This window comes from Streptomyces sp. NPDC004266, from assembly GCF_042874095.1.
GTDB lineage: Bacteria > Actinomycetota > Actinomycetes > Streptomycetales > Streptomycetaceae > Streptomyces.
This window is the reverse complement of the sequence record NZ_JBIAMM010000003.1, coordinates 408,037-424,326: the sequence shown is the minus strand read 5'-3', so window position 1 is coordinate 424,326 and position 16,290 is coordinate 408,037. Positions and strand designations below refer to the sequence as shown.

Annotated in this window: 17 protein-coding genes; 7 read left to right on the top strand and 10 right to left on the bottom strand. The window is 72.8% G+C overall.

Going from position 1 to position 16,290, the window contains the following annotated elements:
* Nucleotides 1–211 precede the first annotated feature (211 nt).
* The 3 genes from ACFYUZ_RS09975 to ACFYUZ_RS09965 form a co-directional block, all read right to left on the bottom strand.
* A complete protein-coding gene (locus ACFYUZ_RS09975; RefSeq protein ID WP_389307397.1) occupies nt 212–583 on the bottom strand; it encodes a GNAT family N-acetyltransferase in 372 nt (123 codons plus the stop codon).
* A gap of 227 nt (nt 584–810) precedes the next feature.
* Nucleotides 811–1,728: a M56 family metallopeptidase gene (locus tag ACFYUZ_RS09970; RefSeq protein WP_389307395.1), complete on the bottom strand. Its 918-nt coding sequence runs from the start codon at nt 1,726–1,728 to the stop codon at nt 811–813.
* Nucleotides 1,729–1,794: 66 nt separating this feature from the next.
* Nucleotides 1,795–2,229, bottom strand: a complete 435-nt coding sequence (locus ACFYUZ_RS09965) for a BlaI/MecI/CopY family transcriptional regulator (protein ID WP_389307394.1) — start codon at nt 2,227–2,229, stop codon at nt 1,795–1,797.
* 84 nt (nt 2,230–2,313) lie between these two features.
* Here ACFYUZ_RS09965 and ACFYUZ_RS09960 point away from each other — a divergent pair, with 84 nt between their 5' ends.
* On the top strand, nt 2,314–2,469 hold the full coding sequence (locus ACFYUZ_RS09960; protein WP_389307392.1) for a hypothetical protein: 156 nt from the start codon (nt 2,314–2,316) through the stop codon (nt 2,467–2,469).
* Nucleotides 2,470–2,498: 29 nt separating this feature from the next.
* On the opposite strand, the gene ACFYUZ_RS09955 is transcribed toward ACFYUZ_RS09960, so the two are convergent.
* The 3 genes from ACFYUZ_RS09955 to ACFYUZ_RS09945 all read right to left on the bottom strand — a co-directional run bounded on the left by ACFYUZ_RS09955 (nt 2,499) and on the right by ACFYUZ_RS09945 (nt 5,530).
* A complete protein-coding gene (locus tag ACFYUZ_RS09955) occupies nt 2,499–2,780 on the bottom strand; it encodes a metal-sensitive transcriptional regulator (RefSeq protein ID WP_015035316.1) in 282 nt (93 codons plus the stop codon).
* Nucleotides 2,781–2,821: 41 nt separating this feature from the next.
* Complete coding sequence (locus ACFYUZ_RS09950) at nt 2,822–5,083, bottom strand: heavy metal translocating P-type ATPase (protein ID WP_389307391.1); 2,262 nt, start codon at nt 5,081–5,083, stop codon at nt 2,822–2,824.
* A 162-nt stretch (nt 5,084–5,245) separates the two neighbouring features.
* A complete protein-coding gene (locus ACFYUZ_RS09945; protein ID WP_389307390.1) occupies nt 5,246–5,530 on the bottom strand; it encodes a heavy-metal-associated domain-containing protein in 285 nt (94 codons plus the stop codon).
* Nucleotides 5,531–5,715: 185 nt separating this feature from the next.
* On the opposite strand from ACFYUZ_RS09945, the gene ACFYUZ_RS09940 reads away from it, so the two are divergent.
* Nucleotides 5,716–6,702, top strand: a complete 987-nt coding sequence (locus tag ACFYUZ_RS09940; RefSeq protein WP_389307389.1) for a hypothetical protein — start codon at nt 5,716–5,718, stop codon at nt 6,700–6,702.
* Nucleotides 6,703–6,753: 51 nt separating this feature from the next.
* Complete coding sequence (locus tag ACFYUZ_RS09935) at nt 6,754–7,446, top strand: copper homeostasis protein CutC (RefSeq protein WP_389307388.1); 693 nt, start codon at nt 6,754–6,756, stop codon at nt 7,444–7,446.
* Nucleotides 7,447–7,521: 75 nt separating this feature from the next.
* Here ACFYUZ_RS09935 and ACFYUZ_RS09930 read toward each other — a convergent pair whose 3' ends face one another.
* On the bottom strand, nt 7,522–8,112 hold the full coding sequence (locus ACFYUZ_RS09930) for a DUF2867 domain-containing protein (protein ID WP_389307386.1): 591 nt from the start codon (nt 8,110–8,112) through the stop codon (nt 7,522–7,524).
* Nucleotides 8,113–8,228: 116 nt separating this feature from the next.
* Here ACFYUZ_RS09930 and ACFYUZ_RS09925 point away from each other — a divergent pair, with 116 nt between their 5' ends.
* Together ACFYUZ_RS09925 and ACFYUZ_RS09920 are read left to right on the top strand one after the other, a co-directional pair.
* Entirely contained in the window at nt 8,229–8,840 is a 612-nt protein-coding gene (locus tag ACFYUZ_RS09925) for a TetR/AcrR family transcriptional regulator (protein ID WP_389307385.1), read from the top strand.
* Nucleotides 8,837–9,724: an aminoglycoside phosphotransferase family protein gene (locus ACFYUZ_RS09920; protein ID WP_389307384.1), complete on the top strand. Its 888-nt coding sequence runs from the start codon at nt 8,837–8,839 to the stop codon at nt 9,722–9,724. The genes ACFYUZ_RS09925 and ACFYUZ_RS09920 overlap by 4 nt, the downstream gene beginning before the upstream one ends.
* Before the next feature lie 15 nt (nt 9,725–9,739).
* On the opposite strand, the gene ACFYUZ_RS09915 is transcribed toward ACFYUZ_RS09920, so the two are convergent.
* Nucleotides 9,740–10,135, bottom strand: a complete 396-nt coding sequence (locus ACFYUZ_RS09915; RefSeq protein ID WP_389307383.1) for a VOC family protein — start codon at nt 10,133–10,135, stop codon at nt 9,740–9,742.
* On the bottom strand, nt 10,132–12,153 hold the full coding sequence (locus ACFYUZ_RS09910) for a HelD family protein (RefSeq protein ID WP_389307381.1): 2,022 nt from the start codon (nt 12,151–12,153) through the stop codon (nt 10,132–10,134). The genes ACFYUZ_RS09915 and ACFYUZ_RS09910 overlap by 4 nt, the downstream gene beginning before the upstream one ends.
* A 226-nt stretch (nt 12,154–12,379) precedes the next feature.
* Between ACFYUZ_RS09910 and ACFYUZ_RS09905 the strand changes: the two genes are divergently transcribed.
* Nucleotides 12,380–12,643, top strand: a complete 264-nt coding sequence (locus tag ACFYUZ_RS09905) for a hypothetical protein (protein ID WP_389307380.1) — start codon at nt 12,380–12,382, stop codon at nt 12,641–12,643.
* Between the two features lie 119 nt (nt 12,644–12,762).
* Here the strand turns inward: ACFYUZ_RS09905 and ACFYUZ_RS09900 are convergent, their stop codons facing one another.
* Nucleotides 12,763–14,400 carry a DNA repair helicase XPB gene (locus ACFYUZ_RS09900; RefSeq protein WP_389307379.1) on the bottom strand — a complete coding sequence of 546 codons (1,638 nt, stop codon included), beginning with the start codon at nt 14,398–14,400 and terminating at the stop codon, nt 12,763–12,765.
* Between the two features lie 114 nt (nt 14,401–14,514).
* On the opposite strand from ACFYUZ_RS09900, the gene ACFYUZ_RS09895 reads away from it, so the two are divergent.
* Nucleotides 14,515–16,068 (top strand): recombinase family protein, encoded by a 1,554-nt coding sequence (locus ACFYUZ_RS09895; RefSeq protein WP_389307378.1) that lies wholly within the window; start codon nt 14,515–14,517, stop codon nt 16,066–16,068.
* Nucleotides 16,069–16,290: the final 222 nt, after the last annotated feature.

Genomic DNA, 16,290 nt, shown 5'->3' with positions numbered 1-16,290 from the left:
GTCCATGCCGTCCGGGCGGGGTACCCGTGCCGCCGGGCCCGCGCCGCTGAACCATCCTGACCTGGGAGCGAACCCCCGATCCACCGGATCGGGCTGCGTGAACACGCGATGGCGTGGATCTGCCACGGTCGGCCGGAAGGGAGCGGCCGGTCGGACGAGCGGCCGCAGGGAGCGGCCAGTCGGGCGAGCGGCTGATCAGGCGAGCGGCCGGTCAGACGAGCGGCCGGCTCCACCGCCTCGGGGAGAGCGCCGCGAAGCCGAGGTGGGCGTAGAAGGGGAGCGCCGGGTCCGCCTCCGCCGGGAGCTCCACGCGCTGCTCCCGGGCGCCGTAGCCGCGCATCCGGTCGGTCGCGGCGGCGAGCAGGGCCGTGCCGACGCCGGCGCGGCGCGCGCCGGGCTCCACCGCCAGCGCGTACACCTCGCCCTCGCCCGGGACCGGGACGCCGCCGGCGGCGACGCCGACGACCGTCCCCTCCGGGCCCGTGGCGACCAGCCAGCCGAGCCAGCCGGGGGCGCCTCCCGGAATTTCAATTTCCGCGCGTATGCGGGGGAGTGCGCATTGCGCGGAGATCAGCCGTCGCATCGGGATTTCGTCCAGTATTCCGGCGTAGCTGCTCCGGATGATGTCGGCAAGCAGTCTGGATATCGTGGTCGCGTCGCCGGCCGCTGCCGTACGAACGCCGGCGAGCTGCATTGGTTTTGCACCCTTCGACGTGCCGAGTCCGAACCCCAACGTACCCACAATAGCGGTGCATTCCGTGATCCGTGACCGATGCGAAATCTACGAATTCGCTTAGTAAATAACGGTGTTCACGTATTACCGGGGAACGAGCAGCACGCGATGACCAGGGGGGTCATCGCGAGCCCGGCCGCCGCGATCGTCAGGAGTCCGTACAGCACGGGGTGTCCCGCACGGTGCGGGGTGAGGATGCGCCGCATCCGCAGCGCCGCCGAGGGGCCGCCCGCGGCGAACGCGGACCGCGGCGCCCGGCCCGAGGCCAGTGCGTACAGCGCCGTCGCCAGCGCGTCCCGCGAGCAGCGGCGCAACGCCCGGTCGTCCGCGGCCATTTCGAGCAGCAGGGGTACGGCGGGCCCGCCGTGGCGCGCGAGGGGGAGGCGCGGGAAGACGGCCGCGAAGGACTCCGCCGCCGCGACGAGGAGGTGGTGCCGGCCCGCGATGTGCGCCCGCTCGTGCGCGAGGGCCGCCGCGAGCTGGGCGGGCGTCAGGGCGCGCACCGCGCCGGAGGAGACGACGACCCGGCGCGAGCGGCCCGGCAGGCAGTAGACGGCGGGCCGGTCGTCGTCGAGGACGGTGGCCCGCAGCGCGGGGTCGTACCGGCCGACGAGCCGCAGCACCCCCGCGTGCCGGGCCCGCATCCGCCGGGCCCTGGCGAGGCGGCGCACGAACGCGGCGGCGGGCGCCGAGAGGGCGAGGAGCGAGAGGCACAGGGCGATCCGCTCGCGCCCGTCGAGGTGCAGGAGCTGGTCGAGGGTGGGCGGCCGGAGCGTGAACATCATGTCGGCCAGCCGGTGGCTGCTGGTGCTCGACAGGACCATCTGGGCGGGCAGCAGCGCGGACGCCGCCGCGAAACCGGCGCCGCACGCGGCCCAGACGCCGAGGGCGAGCCGGGGCACCTGCTGGGCCCAGCGGGCCCGGGCCACCAGCCAGGGCACGACGAAGCCGGTGAGGAGGGCGAGCCCGAGCGGGACGAGGAGGTGGTGGTTCACGCGTGACCTCCGGTGGGGGCGGGGGCGGGCTGGTTCACACGCGGCCTCCGGCGGGGGCGGGGCGGTTCACGCGCGGCCTCCGGCCCGGCCGTCCCGGGCGTCCGGGCCGTCGCCCCGGGCGGCGCGGAGGGCCTGCGGGGCCTGGTCGCCCCGGGCGGCTCGGAGGGCCGCGTCCAGGGCGGCCATGTCCTCGTCCGAGATGGCCTCGACGAAGCGGAGGAGGGCGGCCGGGCGGTCCCGGCTGTCGCCGAGGGCGTCCCGCATCAGGCCCGCCGTGTACTCCTCGCGGCCGCGGACCGGCTCGTACAGCCAGGCCCGTCCGGACTTCTCGCGCCGGAGCCAGCCCTTGCGGTGCAGGATGTCCGCCACCGTCATCACCGTCGTGTAGGCGACCCGGCGTCCCCGATTGATGTCGTCGACGATCTCGCGGACCGTGGCGGGCCGCTGCCATGCCCACAGCCGGTCCATGATCTCGGCCTCCAGCTCTCCCAGCCGGCGCACGTGCATCCCCTCCCCCGTAGGGCCTGCTCATCGTACGGGCCGCCTCCCCGCGTCAGGTATACCCCCCAGGGGTACGATGGCGGGATGTCGACCCTCATGAAGAACCGCCCCTGCGCGAAGGTCTGCGGCTCCGGTCCGCCCGGTTCGGTGGAGCTGGTGCTCCTCCGTCAGCTGCTCGGCCTCTGTCTCCGGCTGAGTCTCACGCTGTCCGCCGACTGCCCTTCGCGCAAGGGCGGTTGACACTTCCTGCCGGAGTCCCGGGGACTCCGTCACGTCCGGATCAGCCGGGCGATGGCCTTGGACGCCTCGCCCACCTTCACCTTCGCCTGGTCCCCGCCCTGGGCGATGGCCTCCGTGACGCAGCAGCTCAGGTGCTCGTCCAGGAGGGCCACCGCGCAGGACTGGAGGGCCGCGTTGATGGCGGAGACCTGGGTGAGGACGTCGATGCAGTAGACGTCCTCGTCCACCATCCGCTGCACCCCCCTGACCTGGCCCTCGATGCGCCTCAGCCGTCTGATGATGTCTTCCTTGTGCTGTCCGTAACCGGCCACGACGGGCTCCTCGGGGATCAGGGGTTCACAGGACGGGATGGTCAGCGGTCGGCGGCCTGGAAGCCCCGCAGGCGGAGGCTGTTGCCGACCACGAAGACCGAGGAGAAGGCCATGGCCGCGCCCGCGATCATCGGGTTGAGCAGTCCGGCCGCGGCGAGCGGCAGGGCGGCCACGTTGTAGGCGAAGGCCCAGAAGAGGTTGGAGCGGATGGTGCCGAGGGTCTTGCGGGAGAGCCGGATCGCGTCGGCCGCGGCCCGCAGGTCCCCCCGTACGAGGGTCAGGTCGCCGGCCTCGATGGCGGCGTCCGTGCCCGTGCCCATCGCGAGCCCCAGGTCGGCCTGGGCGAGCGCGGCGGCGTCGTTCACGCCGTCGCCGACCATGGCGACCGAACGGCCCTCGCCCTGGAGGCGCTTGACCACGTCGACCTTGTCCTGCGGCATGACCTCGGCGATGACCTCGTCGATGCCGACCTCGGCGGCGACGGCCTCGGCGACCGCCTTGTTGTCACCGGTGAGCAGGATCGGGGTCAGGCCGAGGGCGCGGAGGCGCCGGATGGCCTCGGCGCTGGTCTCCTTCACGGCGTCGGCGACCTCCAGGACCGCGCGGGCCTCCCCGTCCCAGGCGACCGCGATGGCCGTCTTGCCGGCCTTCTCGGCCTCGTCCTTCGCGGACCTGAGCCCGGCGGGCAGCTCCATGGCCCACTCCTGGAGCAGCTTCTCGCGGCCGACGAGGACGGCGTGGCCGTCGACGACGCCCTGGACGCCGAGACCGGGGACGTTGGCGAAGTCCTCGGGGGTGGGCAGGGTGCCGACCTTGGCGGCGGCGCCGGTGGCGACGGCCTGGGCGATCGGGTGCTCGGAGGAGTGCTCCAGGGCGCCGGCCAGGCGCAGGACGTCGGTCTCGTCGGTGCCGTCGGCGGTGTGGACCTTGATGAGGGTCATGCGGCCGGTGGTGACGGTGCCGGTCTTGTCGAGGACGATCGTGTCGACCTTGCGGGTGGTCTCCAGGACCTCGGGGCCCTTGATGAGGATGCCGAGCTGGGCGCCGCGGCCGGTGCCGACCATGAGGGCGGTCGGGGTGGCCAGGCCCAGGGCGCAGGGGCAGGCGATGATCAGGACGGCGACGGCGGCGGTGAAGGCGGCGGTGAGTCCCTGGCCGGTGCCGAGCCAGAAGCCGAGGGTGCCGAGCGCGAGGGCGATGACGATCGGCACGAAGACGGCCGAGATCTTGTCGGCGAGGCGCTGGGCGGCGGCCTTGCCGTTCTGCGCGTCCTCGACGAGCTTCGCCATCCGGGCGAGCTGGGTGTCGGAGCCGACGCGGGTGGCCTCGACGACCAGGCGGCCGCCGGCGTTCAGGGTGGCGCCGGTGACGGAGTCGCCGACCCCGACCTCGACGGGCACGGACTCGCCCGTCAGCATCGAGGCGTCGACCGCGGAGGAGCCCTCGACGACGGTGCCGTCGGTGGCGATCTTCTCGCCCGGGCGGACCAGGAAGCGGTCCCCCACCTGGAGTTCGGCGGTCGGCACGGTGACCTCGCGGCCGTTCCTGAGGACGGTCACCTCCTTCGCGCCCAGCTGCATCAGCGCCTTGAGCGCGGCGCCCGCCTTGCGCTTCGAGCGGGCCTCGAAGTACCGGCCGGCCAGGATGAAGGCGGTGACGCCGGCCGCGGCCTCCAGGTAGATGTTCCCGGCGCCGTCGGTGCGGGCGATCGTGAACTCGAAGGGGTGCGTCATGCCCGGCGTGCCGGCCGTGCCGAAGAACAGCGCCCACAGCGACCACAGGAACGCGGCGATCGTGCCGACCGAGATCAGGGTGTCCATGGTGGCCGCGCCGTGCCGGGCGTTGGTCCAGGCGGCCTTGTGGAAGGGCCAGGCGGCGTAGACGACGACCGGGGCGGCGAGCGTGAGGCTCAGCCACTGCCAGTACTCGATCTGCAGGGCCGGGACCATCGCCATCGCGATGACGGGCACGGCGAGCGAGACGGCGGTGACCAGCCGCTGCTTGAGGGGCCGCAGCTCCTCGTCGGCCTTCTCCTCGTCGGTGGGGCCGCCGCCGTTCTCCTCGCTCCTCGGCGGCTCGGGCTCCTGGGCGGTGTAACCGGTGGCCTCGACGGTGGCGATCAGGTCGGCGACGTCGATGTCGGCGTCGAAGGTGACCTTCGCCTTCTCGGTGGCGTAGTTGACGGTGGCCTCGACCCCGTCCATGCGGTTGAGCTTCTTCTCGATGCGCGCCGCGCACGAGGCGCAGGTCATGCCGCCGATGGCGAGCTCGACCTGGGCGGTGCCCGGAGTGGTCGTGGTCATTTCCTGCTCCTCGGGTGTAGCGGGGTTCGGGGGCCGGGGTCCGGGCGTGGTGGGCGGACCCCGGCGGCCGGGGTGGTGCGGGCGGTGTTCCGCCTGCCGGGCGGACCGTCGGGTACCGGGACGGGGGGGCGCCGGTGGGGTGCCGGTCTGCCCGGCGGCGGATCAGGCCCGGCCGGTCAGCTCGTAGCCCGCGTCGTCGACGGCCGCGGTGATCGCGGCGTCGTCGGGCTCGCCGCCGGTGGTCACGGTCACCAGGCCGCCGGCGACGTCGACGTCGACGGAGAGGACGCCGTCGAGGGCGCCGACGGACTTGGTGATCGCGCTCTTGCAGTGGCCGCAGGTCATGCCGGAGACGGCGTAGACGGTGACGGTGCTGTCGGCGACCGCGACGGCGGCGGTGGTCTCCGTGGTCGAGCAGCTGTTGTCGGGGGTGCAGCAGGAGCCCATGGCTTCCTCCTCGGTCGATTCCTCTCGGAGATACCCTCGGGGGGTATCTGGTAACGAGTCCATGTATACCCCCCGGTGGTATCCCGCGCAAGTGTGGAGTCGACTTGACTTGATACCCCCCAGGGGTATGGTGAAGTGCATCGGACGCACGAATGCCCACGCCGCCCACGTACGGGAGAGCAGTCATGAACACCGGAGTGAAGATCACTGCCTTTGCCGCCGCGCTCGCCGCGACCTTCGGGACCGCGTACGGGGTCGGCAAGGGGGTCGGCCCCGTCGAGGAGCCGGCGAAGGCGGAGCACGGGGAGCACGCGGCACAGGAGCCGCGGAAGGAGGGGGTCGACGGCCACGCGGGCCACGAGGAGGGCGCGACGGCCGCCGCCCCGGACCTCCCCGGCGGCCTCCAGGTCTCCCAGGACGGCTACACCCTCGCCCTGGAGACCCCCACCCCCGCCGTCGGCCGCAGCACCCTGAGGTTCTCCGTCAAGGACGCGTCCGGCAGGAAGGTCACCGCCTTCACCACCGAGCACGGCAAGGAGCTGCACTTCATCGTCGCCTCGCGCGACCTCAACACCTTCCGCCACCTGCACCCCGTGAAGGCGGCCGACGGCACCTGGACGGTGGACGCGGACCTGCCGGCGGCCGGCGGCTACAAGGCCTTCGCCGACTTCAAGCCCGCGGTGAAGGGCGCGCGGGGCGTCACCCTCGGAGCCGACCTCTCCGTCCCGGGCGCGTACGCCCCGAAGCCGCTCCCCGCCGTCGCCCCGACGGCGACGGTCGACGGCTACCAGGTCCGCCTGGGCGGGGTCCTGGACCCGGGCGAGGCGGGCGAGCTCAGGCTCACCGTCACCAAGGCGGGGAAGCCCGTCACGGACCTGGAGCCGTACCTCGGCGCGTACGGACACCTCGTCGCGCTCCGCGACGGCGACCTGGCCTACCTCCACGTGCACCCGAACGAGGGCGGTCCCGGCCCGGACGTCTCCTTCACGGCGACGGCGCCCAGCGCGGGCACGTACCGCCTCTTCCTCGACTTCCAGCACGAGGGGAAGGTCCGCACGGCGGCCTTCACGGTGAAGGCGGGCGCGACGGGGGCGGCCCCGGCGGCCCCCGCCCCGGCGGCGAGTGGAACGGGTGGGGCGGGGCACGATGCGGGAGGCCACGCCCACCGCTAGTCTGGACATTGGACTAGACCTGTAGCCGTCATTCATGGAGGAATGGGCTCGATGAGCAACCGTGCTGTCCTTGAGGTGATCGCCCTCGACGAGGAAGACGCGGTCGCTGCCCAGACCGGTGGCGCCGACCGGCTCGAACTCGTCACCGACATGGCGGCGGACGGCCTCACGCCGTCCACGGCGTCCTTCGCCGCCATCCGGGCCGCCGTGGACATCCCGCTGCGCGTGATGCTCCGGCTCGCCGACGGATTCGCGGCCGGCGACGTCGACGCCCTGGTCGGCCGGGCCGAGGAGCTCCGCTCCGCGGGCGCCACCGAATTCGTCCTCGGCTTCCTCACCCCCGACGGCGAGCCGGACCTGGTCGCGGCGGAGCGCCTGATCGCCGTCCTGGACGGCTGCCGCTGGACCTTCCACCGGGCGATCGACCGCGCCGCCGACCGCGACGGCCTGCGCAAGCTCCTCGCCGACCTGCCCGGCCTCGACACCTACCTGACGGCCGGTGCGGCGACCGGCGTCGACGACGGCCTGCCGACCCTCCGCGCCGAGGCCGCCCGCGCGGGCGAACCGGGCTACGAACCCCAGATCCTCGTCGGCGGCGGCCTCCGCCTCGACCACCTGCCGACCCTCCGCGCCGCCGGCCTCAGCGCCTTCCACATCGGCGGCGCCGCCCGCCCCAGGGGCTGGACGCACCCGGTCGCGGCGGAAACGGTCCGCACGTGGCGGGAGGCGCTGGACACCCCGTAGCCGCCGGCCGCCCCGTAGCCGCCGGCCGCTCCGTAGCCGCTGGACACCCCGTGGCCCCCGGCCGCCCCGTGGCCGCTACCGGAGCGGTCGCTCCCGGTCGCGCCAGGCCGCTTCCCACGCGCGGGTCATCGCCGGGTAGACGATCGCGTGCCGGAAGGGCGCGATCAGGGCCATGTAGAGGCGGCCCAGGCGGCCGTTGGGCTTGACCAGGACCGCCATGCGGAGCTCGTGGCCGCCACCGGGCGTCTCCACCCAGCCCAGGTGCAGGACCCCGTGGACGGTCTTGTTCGCCAGCTCCCGGGCGCACTCGTCGGGCAGCTCGTACAGCGGGACGAACGGGCCGGGCCCCGGGGTGGGGTCCGCCGTCGCCGTCAGCTCCTCCGGCATGCGCTCGCGCAGCGAGCGGACGCGCGGGCCGAGGCCGGCCTCCGGGTCGTCCCAGCCGAGCAGGGCGCCCAGCTTCCAGCGCACCGCGAACAGGAAGCGGGCCGGTCCGGACTGCTCCGACAGGCCGGCGCCGGCCGCGATCGCCGCCAGCACGCGCGGGAAGTCGTCGGGCCCCGCGCCCGGCGTGCGGAAGGACCAGACGTCCAGGGTCGTGAAGTCGGGGACGTACGCGTGGATCCGCCACGGCCGACCGGTGTGCTCGCCGACGGGAAGTCTCATGACCGCCGCCACCTTTCCCCTGCGTTCTATACGCTTGCGTATAACGACGAGGCCAACGATGCCAGACCAGATGTACGGAGGCGTACATCCGGTCGACGAGTGAGGGAGGACACACCGTGGGCGCCGCACGCACACCGCGCGAACGATGGGTGGAGGAGGGACTGGCCGTCCTCGCCGACGGCGGCCCCGACGCCGTCCGCGTCGAAGTGCTCGCCAAGCGACTCGGCGTCACCAAGGGCGGCTTCTACGGGCACTTCGCCGACCGCGACGCCCTCCTCGCCGCCATGCTCGACACCTGGGAGCGGGAGGCCGCCGACCAGGTGATCGACCGCGTCCGCCAGGACGCGGACGGCGACCCGAGGGACCTCATCACCCTCGCCGGCATGCTCACCTTCTCCGGCGACCGGCTGCGCCCCATCGACCTCGCCGTCCGCGACTGGGCCCGCCGCGACGAGACCGTCGCCGCCCGGCTGCGCCGCGTCGACAACCGGCGCATGGAGCTGCTCCGCGAGATGATCGGCACCTTCTGCGCCGACCCCGACGAGGTCGAGGCCCGCTCCCTCCTCGCCTTCTGCGTGGCCATCGGCCACCACTTCCTCGCCGCCGACCACGACGGCCGCACCCGCGTCGAGGTCCTCGCCCGCGCCGGCGACCTGATCCTGGACAGGCCGAAGGAGCCGAAACCCCGTGGTCCGGAAGGTGCTCGACCGCTAGCGTCGCCCGCATGACGACCCCCGCCATCGACACCGGCCTCGTCGAGCGGCTGATCGCCGCCCAGTTCCCGGACTGGGCGGGACTTCCCGTGCGGGAGGTGGACTCCGCCGGCACCGACAACGCGATGTTCCGGCTCGGCGACGAGTACGCCGTACGGCTGCCGAAGGCCGAATGGGCCGCCGGGCAGGCCGAGAAGGAGCAGAAGTGGCTGCCCCGCCTCGCGCCGCACCTGACCCTGCCCGTGCCCGTGCCGGTCGGGCGCGGAGTGCCGGGCGAGGGGTACGACCGGTCGTGGTCGGTCTTCGCCTGGCTCGACGGCGACGACGCTTACCGCACCCCGATCGCCGATCTCGCCCACGCGGCCGTCGAGTTGGGCCGCTTCGGTGCCGCGCTGCGGCGGGTCGACACGAGCGGGGCGCCGAGGTCCTTCCGGGGCGGCGGCGTCACGGACTGGGAAGGCGGAGCCATGACCGGCGCCGTCCGGGAGCTCGGGGCCGACGGCGTCCTCGACGCGGCGGCCGCCCGCGAGGCGTGGGAGTCGGTCCTCCGGCTGCCGCAGTGGGACCGCGCCCCCGTCTGGCTCCACGGCGACCTGCTGCCCGGCAACCTCCTCACCCGCGGCGGACGCCTCCACGCCGTCATCGACTTCGGCGGCGCCGGTACGGGCGACCCGGCCGTCGACCTCATGGTCGCCTGGACCCTGCTCACCCCCGAGACCCGCCCCCTCTTCCGCGAGGCCGCGGAGGTCGACGACGCCACCTGGGCACGCGGCCGCGGCTGGGCCCTGTGCTGGGGCATCGTCACCGAGCACCACTACCGGGGCAAGAACCAGGTCCTGGCCTCCGTCGCCCACCGCGCGTGGTCCGCGGCGCTCCCCGAGTACGCGAGCCCTGCCTGATCCGAAAGACAGGCCCTAGCCCGCCACCAGCTCCACCTCGAACCCGTCCTCGTTCTCCAGGTACGCCGCGTAGTGGCCCTCGCCGCCCGCGTACGGATGCCGGTCGGCGAACATCAGCCGCCAGCCGTGCGCCGGGGCCTCGGCGGCGAGGGCGTCCACGGCCGCCCGGTCGCCCGCGTGGAAGGCCAGGTGGTTGAGGCCCGGACGGAGGCGGTCGTGCTCGTCCGACGTACGGGCCGGGGACCGCTCCACCACCAGGTAGCAGGAGCCGAGCGCCCAGCTGCGGCCGCCCTCCCAGGACTGGAAGGGCGTGTACCCGAGCGCCCCGAGCAGCCAGCCGAGGCTCCGCTCGGCCCGGGACAGGTCGGCCACCCACAGCTCGACGTGGTGCAGGGACCCGACGCGGCTCACAGGACGCCCAACTGGGCCGGTACCGGCGCCGAGTGAACGACCGTCAGGCCCGACACCGCACGCGTCAGCGCCACGTACAGCCGGCGCAGGCCCGTCCGCTCGTCCGGTTCGCCGTCGACGACGGCCGCCGGCTCGTCCAGGACCACGTAGTCGTACTCCAGACCCTTCGCGAGCGAGGCCGGGACCAGCGTCAGCCGGGACTCGGCCGTCGTCTCCTCGCCGGGGGAGAGGCGCGCGAGACCGGCCGCCGCCAGCGCCTCCGCGAGCGGCGCGATCCGCGCGTCCGCGGCGATCAGGCCGATCGAGCCCTCGTGCGCCAGCGCCTCCACGCAGGCGGCGACGACGTCCTCGTCGAGCGCGTCGCTGGGACGGACCTCCAGGGAGCCAGGGTTCTCCCGGACCGACTCCACCGCCGCGAGCCCCGGCGACATGTGCGGAAGGAGCCGCGAGGCGTACGCGATCACCTCGCGCGGCACGCGGAAACCGGCCGTCAGCTCCTCCACCACGGCCTCCGGCTTCCCCAGGTGCCCGAGCGCCTGCGCCCAGCTCTCCGTCGCCCACGGCGTCGTGCCCTGCGCCAGGTCGCCCAGGACCGTCGCCGAGCCGGTCGTGCAGCGGCGGCCCACCGCCCGGTACTGCATGGGGGACAGGTCCTGCGCCTCGTCGAGGACCACGTGCCCGAGCGAGTGCGTCCGCTCCACCAGGTCCCGCGCCTCGTCGATGAGGACGGCGTCCGCCGCCGACCACTTCGCCGTCCTCACGCTCCGCGCCGGCTTCGTCCACAGCAGCAGCTTCTGCTCGTCCTCGGTGAGCAGCCCCTCGGCGTGCTCGGCGAGGAAGTCGGCGTCGCTCAGGAGCCGCAGCACCAGCTTGGCGGGCTCGACGAGCGGCCAGCACTCCTTCACGACGGCCTTCACCGCCGTGTTCCGCGCCACGGCGTTCTGCACGCGGTCGTCGGGCGCCTCGCCGGCCTCCTCCATCCGGACCAGGACGGCGTGCGCGATGCGCTGCGGCAGGGCCTCGCGGGCGGCGCCGTACCGGATGTCGCGGCCGAGCAACTCCCGTACGATCTCCTCCAGTTCGTACGCCGGGACCCGCCAGCGACGCGAACCGCGCACCACCATCAGGGGTTCCGTCGGCAGCGTCACGTGCGAGCGGACCGCCCGCCGCAGCACCTCCGCCATCCGCGCGTCGCCCTTCACGACCGCCGTCGCCGCCTCGTCCGTGCCCCGCACCTCGACGTGCGCGACGAGGTCGTCGACCGTCGCCTGCTGGACCTCCATCTCGCCGAGCGCGGGCAGGACCTGCTCGATGTAGTGCAGGAAGGAACGGTTCGGCCCGATGACCAGGGTGCCGGTGCGGGCGAGCCGCTCCCGGTGCGCGTAGAGGAGGTACGCGACACGGTGCAGGCCCACGGCGGTCTTGCCGGTCCCCGGGCCTCCCTGCACGCACACCGTCCCCGACAGGTCGGAGCGGACGATCCCGTCCTGCTCCGGCTGGATGGTGGCGACGATGTCGCGCATGGGGCCGACGCGGGGCCGCTCGATCTCCGCCTGGAGGAGCCGGCTGGTGTGTTCCAGCTCCTCGGGGTCGGAGAGGTGTTCGTCCTCGTACGCGGTGAGCTCCCCGCCCGTGTAGCCGAAGCGGCGCCGGAGGCCCACGTCCTGCGGGTCCTTCTTCGAGGCCTGGTAGTACGGCTGCGAGACCGGCGCGCGCCAGTCGATGACCATCGGGTCGCCGTCCGCGTCGTGCACGTGCCGCCGCCCGATGTAGAAGCGCTGCCCCTCCTGCGTGGTGTGCAGGTAGTCGAGCCGCCCGAAGAAGAGCGGGGTGTCGGCGAGGTCCGCGAGCGCCTTGATGCGGTCCTCGATCTGCCGCCCGAGCACCAGGGAGTTGACCCAGTTCGCGGTGACGTCCTTGATGTCGAGCGCCTCGACGTCCTCGCGCATCGCGCGCAGCGCGGCGCGGGACGAGGTCAGATGGGCGCGCTCGCGCGCGAGCGGGTCGGATGCGGACACGGTGAGGCCTCCGGGCAGGTGGATACGCGGACACGACGGAGTGGCCGCCGGTTTCCGACCGGGCGGCGGCGCTCCACGGAGGGAGGCGGGGAAGCCGACGAGTGTAGCTCCGGCGGTCGGCCGGGGCGAATCCTTTTCCCCTAGGGGAAGGGGTCCGACGCGAGGGGGACAGGGGTTCCACCCCCAGGCCGATGTATCCGCAATGTCCGGATTCCATCATGGAGGCATGGCAGCGACGACCTTCTCCGCAGCGACGGCCTTCCCGACGACGACCACAGGGGCCGCCTCCCCCCGGGCGGCCACCGCCCCCCGCCCCCACCGCCTCGCCACCGCCCTCCGCGCGATACGCGCCTTCGGCGGCGCGGCGGCCTCGGTGGCCCTCCTGGGCGACTACGGCCCGCCGGAGGCGGGCGTCAAGGACCCCCGCCCCCAGTACGCCCCCGACCCCGACGGAGCACGGGGACGCCTGGGCGGGCCCGGGGCGCCCTGATGTGATCGGGCCATGACGATGCCCACCGACCCCGCGACCGCGCCTCGCCGGGCCCCGGTCGTCGCCCGGTACGCCCTCGGGGCCGCCGGAGTCGTCCTCCGGGCTCATGGACCGACCGGCTACGGCGCCAGCAGCTCGTCCGCGTCCACGATCCGGTACGCGTAGCCCTGCTCCGCCAGGAAGCGCTGCCGGTGCGCCGCGAAGTCCTGGTCGATCGTGTCCCGCGCGACCACCGAGTAGAAGTGCGCCTGGTGACCGTCCGCCTTCGGCCGCAGCACCCGGCCCAGGCGCTGCGCCTCCTCCTGGCGGGACCCGAAGGTGCCCGACACCTGGATCGCGACCGTCGCCTCCGGCAGGTCGATCGAGAAGTTCGCGACCTTCGACACCACGAGCACGTTGATCTCGCCGTTGCGGAACGCGTCGAACAGCTTCTCCCGCTGCGCGTTCGACGTCTCGCCCTTGATCACCGGCGCGTCCAGGTGCTCGCCGAGCTCGTCCAGCTGGTCGATGTACTGCCCGATGACGAGGATCTGCTGCCCCTCGAACTTCTTGACCAGCGCCTCCGTCACCTTCCGCTTCGTCGCCGTCGTCGCGCAGAAGCGGTACTTCTCCTCCGCCTCGGCCGTCGCGTACGCCAGCCGCTCCGAGTCGGTCAGGTTCACCCGCACCTCGACGCAGTCGGCGGGCGCGATGTACCCCTGCGCCTCGATCTCCTTCCACGGCGCGTCGAACCGCTTCGGCCCGATCAGCGAGAACACGTCGGACTCCCGCCCGTCCTCCCGCACGAGCGTCGCGGTCAGCCCGAGCCGCCGCCGCGCCTGCAGGTCGGCGGTGAACTTGAAGACCGGCGCGGGCAGCAGGTGCACCTCGTCGTAGACGATGAGCCCCCAGTCCCGGGAGTCGAAGAGCTCCAGGTGGGGATAGATCCCCTTCCGCTTGGTCGTCAGGACCTGGTACGTGGCGATGGTGACCGGACGGATCTCCTTGCGCGTACCGCTGTACTCGCCGATCTCGTCCTCGGTGAGCGAGGTCCGCTTCACCAGCTCGTGCTTCCACTGCCGCGCGGAGACCGTGTTCGTGACCAGGATCAGCGTCGTCGCCTTCGCCTGCGCCATCGCCCCGGCCCCGACCAGCGTCTTGCCCGCGCCGCAGGGCAGCACGACGACACCGGAGCCGCCGTGCCAGAAGCCGTCGACGGCCTGCTTCTGGTAAGGCCGCAGCGACCAGCCGTCCTCGGCGAGGTCGATCCGGTGCGCCTCCCCGTCCACGTACCCGGCGAGGTCCTCGGCCGGCCAGCCCAGCTTCAGCAGCGTCTGCTTGATCTGCCCGCGCTCGGAGGGGTGCACGACGACGGTGTCCGCGTCGATCCGCTCCCCGACCAGCGGCTGCACCTTCTTCGACCGGAGGATCTCCTCCAGGACGGGCCGGTCGGTCGTGGTCAGCACGAGCCCGTGCGTGGGGTGCTTGGAGAGCGTGAGCCGCCCGTACCGGGCCATGGTCTCGGCGATGTCGACGAGCAGCGCGTGCGGCACGGGATACCGCGAGTGCTCGACGAGCGCGTCGACGACCTGCTCGGCGTCGTGCCCCGCGGCCCGCGCGTTCCACAGCCCCAGCGGCGTCACCCGGTAGGTGTGGATGTGCTCCGGCGCCCGCTCCAGCTCCGCGAACGGCGCGATGGCCCGACGGCAGGCCTCGGCGAGCTCGTGGTCGACCTCCAGGAGCAGCGTCTTGTCGCTCTGGACGATCAGGCAGGACACACATACCTCCAGGGATAGGATCGCGTTGTGACAGACACCACATCTGCGCCTGCCACGGCAAGGGCCATGCCCCGTGCCCGTCGCCCGAAGGGCGTCCCGGCCAACGCGTCGGGAATGCGCGCGGCCATCTATGTCCGCCTTTCGCGGGAAACAGAAAACTCTACCTCGCCCGAGCGTCAGCGCGCGGCCTGTGAGGCTCTGTGCGCGGCCCGTGGCTGGCAGGTCATAGCCGTGGAAGAGGACATCGACGTCTCGGGCTACTCGCGCGGCCTGGACCGTCCCGGGCTTCAGCGGATCCTGGCCCGTCTCGCCGAGTTCGACGTGATCGTGTTTTTCAAGATCGACCGCCTGGCCCGCTCCACGGTGGACTTCGCGGAGATCATGAAGGTCACCCAGGCGGAGAGCGTGGCTCTCGCGTCCGCCAGTGAGCCGCTGGACCTCACCTCTTCCATGGGGCGCGCCATGGCGAAGGTGATCGCGGTCTTCGCAGAGCTGGAGTCCGACACCATCGGGATGCGCGTCTCCAGCGCCCATGAACACCTGCGGCGGGAGGGCCGCTATACGGGCGGCAGGGTGCCGTACGGGTACCGGGTGGCCCCCAACCCCGAAGGCGCGGGGAAGATCCTGGAGGTCAACCCCGAGGAAGCGAAGACGATTCGCGAGATCGTGGAACGGGTCCTCAACAAGGACTCGCTGCTCAAGATCGCGGTGGACCTCACGGAGTCCGACAAGCCGTCGCCCGGCCACTCGTCGCGGCAGACCACGGGCAAGCGCAGCGACTCCAAGCGGTGGTACCCCTCCACCTTGCGCAGCCTTCTCGGCAACCCTCAGTTGCTGGGGCAGGTGATCGAGGACGGCAAGCCGATCCTGATGACGGACGGGCTGCCGCTGGTCAACCGCACGCCGATCCTGGACATGGACACCTGGCAGGCGTTGCAGGACGAGCTGAGCCGGCGAGCCAATCCGGGCGACCGGCGACGCGAGGGAACGGCGCTGCTGCGGGGGATCGTCTACTGCGCGGTGTGCCACAACCGCATGTACACGTACGTCGCCAAGGGGCGCATCCGCTATCGGTGCATCGGCCGGCTGAAGGCCCGGCAGGCAGGCGCGGAGCTGACTTGCTACGGCGTGAGCATCGCCGGTGAGGGCATGGAACAGCACGTCACGGCGCTGTTCCTGGAGAAGTTCGGCGCCTTCCCCGTGGTGCGCATGGTGGAGCACGTGGGCGAGGACTTCCGCCCGCAGATCCGGCAGGCCAGGGAAGCGCTGGAGGACCTGGAGAAGGACCGGTACGACCGTGGCCTGTTCAAGGGTGAGGAGGGTGCCACGAGGTACGCGGCTCAGTACGCCAAGCTGGAGGAACGCTTGGCTTCGCTGAACGAGAAGCAGCGCACCGCGAAGCCTGCGGGCGTGGAGGCGGTTCCGACCGGCCGGACTCACGCACAGCTCTGGAAGGACGCGGACACGGCGGGCAAGCGCGATCTGCTGCTGAACGCGGGGGCGTACGTCGAGGTCGGCATGTCCCGCAAGGGCGGCCCGAGACTGGACACTTCCCGCCTCGCGGTCTACTTCGGCGAGGACGGCGAGATCCGCCGGGCGGACGCCGACGGCAAGGACGTCGAAGCGGTCGTGCAGCGCGCAGCGGCTCAGATGCTTGAGCTGTTCTGAGCTCTCCTGGCGACTGTTCGCGGCCCGTTGCTGGGGAAGCCCTGGCGGCGGGCCGTCCGCGCTCCCAGGGGGTGCCGCCGGTTTGCTGCCCTCTCAACGGCAGGGTGATGACGGAATGACGGTTCTCCCTACTTTTTTGATTGCACATAGAAAAATAAGAGAAAAACAGAGCTAGGGCTCGATCCGTCATTGCGCCATCGCAGCCCTGCGCCGCTGAGGGTG